Genomic DNA, 5,128 nt, shown 5'->3' on the forward strand with positions numbered 1-5,128 from the left:
AGACCGGCGCTTCATGGCCCGCGCCGCACTTCTTTTCCGGCACAAAGCACACTTCACGGCGCTGTCGGTGAAAACGCGCAGGGATTACTTTCTTGCGCTTCGAATAGACCTCAATAGTGGCCCATATGCCTACTGAGAGCCCAATAAATATCATAAAAATCCCAGTTTTCATGAAGTCCTGATAAAGCAAAATAGATAACTGTTCCGATACAAATGGAGATAGCATCATAGGAAAAACAAAAGCGGCCACAAGAAAAGACCAAAATGACAAGGCAATGATTAGCTGATTACCAAAGACTCCGGGCCAACCAGCTCCATAGTCCAGCCAGGTATCGTTAAGCTCGCTGACCGCCCCTTCGTTAAGCGCCGGTTCCCCAGTGGGCAGAGGGTGGGGGGCGAGAAACATAAGCCTGCCGCCCGGCAGGCGCTCCACATTGCCCGCCTGCTGCGGTTTGGTTGGGTCTGGCCCAGCAAGGCCCTTGCGTTTTTTAGCCATTTAGGCTCCTGCTTACGGGTTGATGACCCGGATCGATGACCATCGTGCGCGGGTCCATTACGTACCAGCCATTTGGCTCAATGGGGGCCGTTACGCTATCGGTGGGCTGGTAGTGCGATCCCGGCCCCGTCCCCAGGGCGGGGTTCAGATAGAGCAGCTGAATATCCTGGGCATTGGACTGATACTCCCCCACGTCATTCAAACGCTCAAACCGCACGGCAAGCGCATAATGCTCTGGAGTAGAGCGCCGTGAGGGCGTCAGGCCATGAATAGCAACTCCCGTGGTACTGGCAGAGGTCAACAAACGCAGGGAGGCGCCGAACTCCTCGCCCATCGAGCGCCATCGCTCGCCGGGCTGCGCCGGGCCGGGGCCGATGCGGCGGTTGCGTGGCTCGGGGCGTATCTGCCAGGCCTGGCAGGAAATGCGCAGCGAGGGCCGCCCACCCAAGGGAGTTTGAAACGCCTCTTTGGCGAGGCTGGGCAATATAATGCCCACCACATAGTGGTCGTCACGCCGGGCCAGGGTGATATGCACCGCCTGAGTGATGGAAGCCAACTCGGCGGTATAGGCGTCAAGAGACGCCTCCCGGTTGGCGCTGCCCCAAGGGGTGGTGGTCAGCCAGCGGTCGTGCCGATCCAGATTGTGGCGGTTGTAGACCCAGGTGCCGCCCAGTTGAAGCAGGGAAAAAACCAGGCTCAGTAGGTTGACCCGAACCAGCACCTGGCCCAGATACCTGCCTGCCACAGCGAGGGTGATACGCCGCAATAATACATCACGCCCTGTAATGGCGCTTCGTTGCAGGCTATAGCCGAGAGTTCCCACCCACCCAGCGCTGCCGCCCGCGGCAGTCAGCGCACCATATTGGGCGGTACGGTTGCCGTTGCGTAGTGCCGCCTGCCAGTTGCTGAAATCGTTACGAAGGCTAAATAGTGCCGCTACGAAACCCGCAAGGTAGCCAAAGCCTCCTATTAGGATATGCAGTCGTCCCATTTGAGCATAAACAGTTTTGGTCGCCTGGGCCTTTGCGCCCAGGGCCTGGGTCAGCGTATGGGCGTGGCTGGAGAGGGCGGTATGGCCGACGGCCTGGGCGGCCAGTAATCCAGCGGCAGCAGTACCAAACACCGCTTGGAGAAACTTGATTGTTTCACCTTCAGCCAAGGGATCGGAAGTCGCGAAGCGTTGCGACTCCTTGACCGTCGCCCAGAGGTTGACGGCCTGGGCCAGGAAGATCAGCAGCGACAAGGCATCACCACCTTTTGCGATGGAGGATGCCGAACGGTAGCCCTGGCGAATACTGCGGATCATCCCCCCTGACTGCTGAAGCTGTGCGCTGGATACGCCAGTACCGCTGGCAACGATAGTCAGCCCGGCGCGCGCCTTGCCGACACTGGCCGCGTCACCGGGGGCCGTTACCCGCTCGGCACCGGCGGGCAAGCCTTCTATCGGGCTGATCGCCCTGGCCAGTTGCTCCTCCAGGGGGGCTAGACGCTGCTGTACTTGCCTTTTCTCTTGATTTAGCTGGTCGTAGCGCTCTGAACCATGCTGCCGACGGTCACGAAGCTGCGACATCTGGCTGTTCAAGCGACGCAATTGAATCCTGGACAACAAGACGTGTTGTATCAGACGGCGTAAGTGGGTGACTTCACCCTCATTAGCCAACTGGAAGGTGACTCCCCCTTCCCTGGCAGCACTCATCAGCCGGTGGCCCAGCGCCTTGGGCAAGTTGCGAAAGAGTTCTTCGAGCGGTGGCAATACGCCGTTGCCTTCCAGCACTAACGCTATTGATTCCATGGCATTGGCAATGCCACGGCCCACGGCAGGCGTGAGGTTTTCACGCGCCAATACCGCTGTCGCATGAACGTCATCTGGCAGTTCGGTGATATCGGGAAGTTTGCCCTGCTCCAACGCCTGTAATCTATCGGCCCACTCGTCCAGATTCTCCAACAGCGCAATGGACCGGGTGCCGACTGCATAACTCGCGGAGACCAGATTACCCAACTCGATAGCCATTGCCCCCTGATCCTGAAGCGTCAGGGTGTGAAAGAGTGGCCGGTCAAACTCGGGGCTCTGCTCCAGCCAATCGGCAATGGCGTCGATGCTCTCATCGTTACGGCAAATATCACGGGTGCAGGCGTACTCCGTCTCAAACGCAAGGGCTAGCTGTTCTTCATGCTGTGCATCAAAGTACCACGCTGCTTTATGGAAACGACCCTGACATAGCATATCGGCACGGTCTCGACTGATAGCATCCAGAATGGCGCTCCAACGGGATAATTTGGCGCCTTCCTGTGCTAACGTTTGCTCCATTCGACCGCGATCAATCAGTTGGTTGATGCCGCGCTGGCCCAGGCTGCGCCCATTAAGGGTATGAAACGTTTCAAGGTTCAGTCTGGTGATCAAATCACGATGCTTTTCATACAACGCGTCGCCCAGGGAATCCCGCATCGCCAAAAAGGTTTGCACATATTCATTGTCCGCATAGCGCTTATCCCGCCAATGTGACTCCGTCCCGATGGGTATTGCTCCGTTATGATCTCTTTTGGCAATGAGATGATCATAAATCGTCTGCCTCTGTGCCTCATCAGTCTCTTCCAATAAGGCGACAGCCTCGTCATCTCCCCCTTGTGCACGCATCAGAAAGCTGTCTTCATTGATAGAGATAAGCGAGTCGATATAGCTACCCAGCACGTAATCCCGTTTTGTTTTTCCCTCCCTTTCCGTTTCCCAGGCTTCGTGCCAATCCACCACGTTATCCTGAAACTGTGCCAAATCACGCATGACGCCGATATCATCGCGCACGATCAGGCACAGGCACTCATCACGATCCTCGACGTCGTGCTGCTTGAGCAGCTTGCCCAGTCGGGTCTTGTGGTAGTAGTGGTCGTTTTCCCAATGGTAGGCCTCGCCTTCCTGCTCATGGCCACCTTCGGGCATCTCTGGCTGAGCGTCTTCTGCAAACTCGGCTACCCACTCTTCGGCCTGGGCGGTGGTGATCAGGTGCTCGCTACCGCCGGTGATCGGGTTGGCACCTTCAAGATTGACCGCCTGCATAAAGGCATCGCGCTCCTCTTCGCTTTCCTGCACCTGGGCGCGTTTTGCATCGGTCCATTCGACCTCCGAAAAGCAGACGTAAAGCGTACGGTCGGTTTCATATTCGAGCTTACCGCTGACACTGCTGCCCTCTTCGCTGAACGGGTACTCCTCCAATTCATTGGTATTGCCATCCAGCACATATAAATATCCGTTACGGATTAAACGAATGCCTAATGGCCGGGCACTCAATTGATAGGGTGTGGTGATACCGGGCGTTAACGTTTCCACCAGCCCATAACGAAGCGGCAGCAATTGCACTTTGCCTTGCAGCAGCGGGCAGGTGGCGCCCTCTTCACTATCGCGGCATGGGAGTTCATGGGCAGCTAATGTGCCATCTTCCCGGTCATCGGCAGGACGCTCAAACGCAGACATATGACAAACTCCCTATGTCGTCTCGGAGTAGGTGGACGTAATCGCAAAGGCTGTCTTGAGCCTTGCAGACACAGAAGCTTCTGCTGTATTCGTTAAGCAGGTGTGCAGCTTGGGAGCCTGCCCGCTTAATGCTGCCCAGCTATTGCAACGCTCCCGGGAAAAGAGCGTACACAACAGGCCCCATTGGCGTGGATTGTTAAAACCATACCCTCGCGCGGATTCAGTTAATGCTGCCAACCGTTCATAACGTTCACGTTGCTTAACCGGCAGCGGTAACGCAGGGCAATGCTTCGCCACAAAGTGCAGCAGAGCACGTATATCACGGCGCTTATCACACGCTTGTAAGCGGTTGAGCTGCGCTTCATTAAGTAGATAGCCATGATGGGGAATCGCTGCCGGTAGCTCTGAGGCCCCCTGAGCAGGAGAGCTTTTCACCCATTCCTCTGCCACCGCATCGGGGCGTATCAGGCAATCAATCGGCCCCCATGGGATCATGGCTGGATTACTTTGGTCGGATAGCAGGGCAGCTATTATGGCGGGGTCGGCGACACGCAGCCACATGGCTACCCCGGACGGGTGGCGCACTTGTAGCAATTGGCGCAGATGATTGCCAAGATGCTCAAGCGATGACTGGCTTTCAAGCAAATAGCCCCATTCGTCCTCCAGGCCCTGCGCCAGGAAAGCCTGCAAGACGGGATGGTGGGTATCCGGCAATGCGACAAGCCACGGGGAAACATCACTAACCTCTGCCAGCGGAGTACCGGCATACAGCAGATCCGCATCCAGAGGATGCTCCGCTGACCACTCATAAAGTCGCCGAGCTAATTGCTTAACGCGTACGCCATCCAAGAGCAGATACACCTGACGATCTACCGGCCATTGCCACTTTTCACCTGACAGGCCATTGCTTAGTGACCAGGTACTCATTGACTATCCGCCTCACAGACGGGGCATAGCGCCTGTTGTTGCAAAAGTGCAGCTTGTTGCGGTGCTTTTACCGGTGTAAACACGGGCGGCGCCTCGCCCTCCACAGGCAGTTGCGGTGCCTGTGCCGCCTGCCCGCGACCACTGCCGGGGCTGCCGCCGGAGTTGATTTTGACCTGTGGGCCAACCAGGGTGACCCCGCTGGGGTCGATTTTCAGAAAGCTGCCACCTGCGTTGAGGGA

General features: G+C 57.1%; 3 protein-coding genes and 1 pseudogene. All 4 read right to left on the reverse strand.

Annotated features, from left to right (window positions below):
* Nucleotides 1-496: hypothetical protein (locus HP566_RS17270; protein WP_249978558.1), on the reverse strand; the 496-nt coding region annotated here is incomplete at its 3' end.
* Complete coding sequence (locus tag HP566_RS17275; protein WP_249978559.1) at nt 489-3,962, reverse strand: toxin VasX; 3,474 nt, start codon at nt 3,960-3,962, stop codon at nt 489-491. The genes HP566_RS17275 and HP566_RS17270, both read right to left, overlap by 8 nt.
* Nucleotides 3,963-3,974: 12 nt before the next feature.
* Nucleotides 3,975-4,889: a DUF4123 domain-containing protein gene (locus HP566_RS17280; protein ID WP_249978560.1), complete on the reverse strand. Its 915-nt coding sequence runs from the start codon at nt 4,887-4,889 to the stop codon at nt 3,975-3,977.
* Nucleotides 4,886-5,128, reverse strand: a pseudogene (locus HP566_RS17285) (bacteriophage T4 gp5 trimerisation domain-containing protein); the annotation flags it as partial. The gene HP566_RS17280 and the pseudogene HP566_RS17285, both read right to left, overlap by 4 nt.

The organism is Vreelandella olivaria, from assembly GCF_023507745.1.
Classification (GTDB): domain Bacteria; phylum Pseudomonadota; class Gammaproteobacteria; order Pseudomonadales; family Halomonadaceae; genus Vreelandella; species Vreelandella olivaria_A.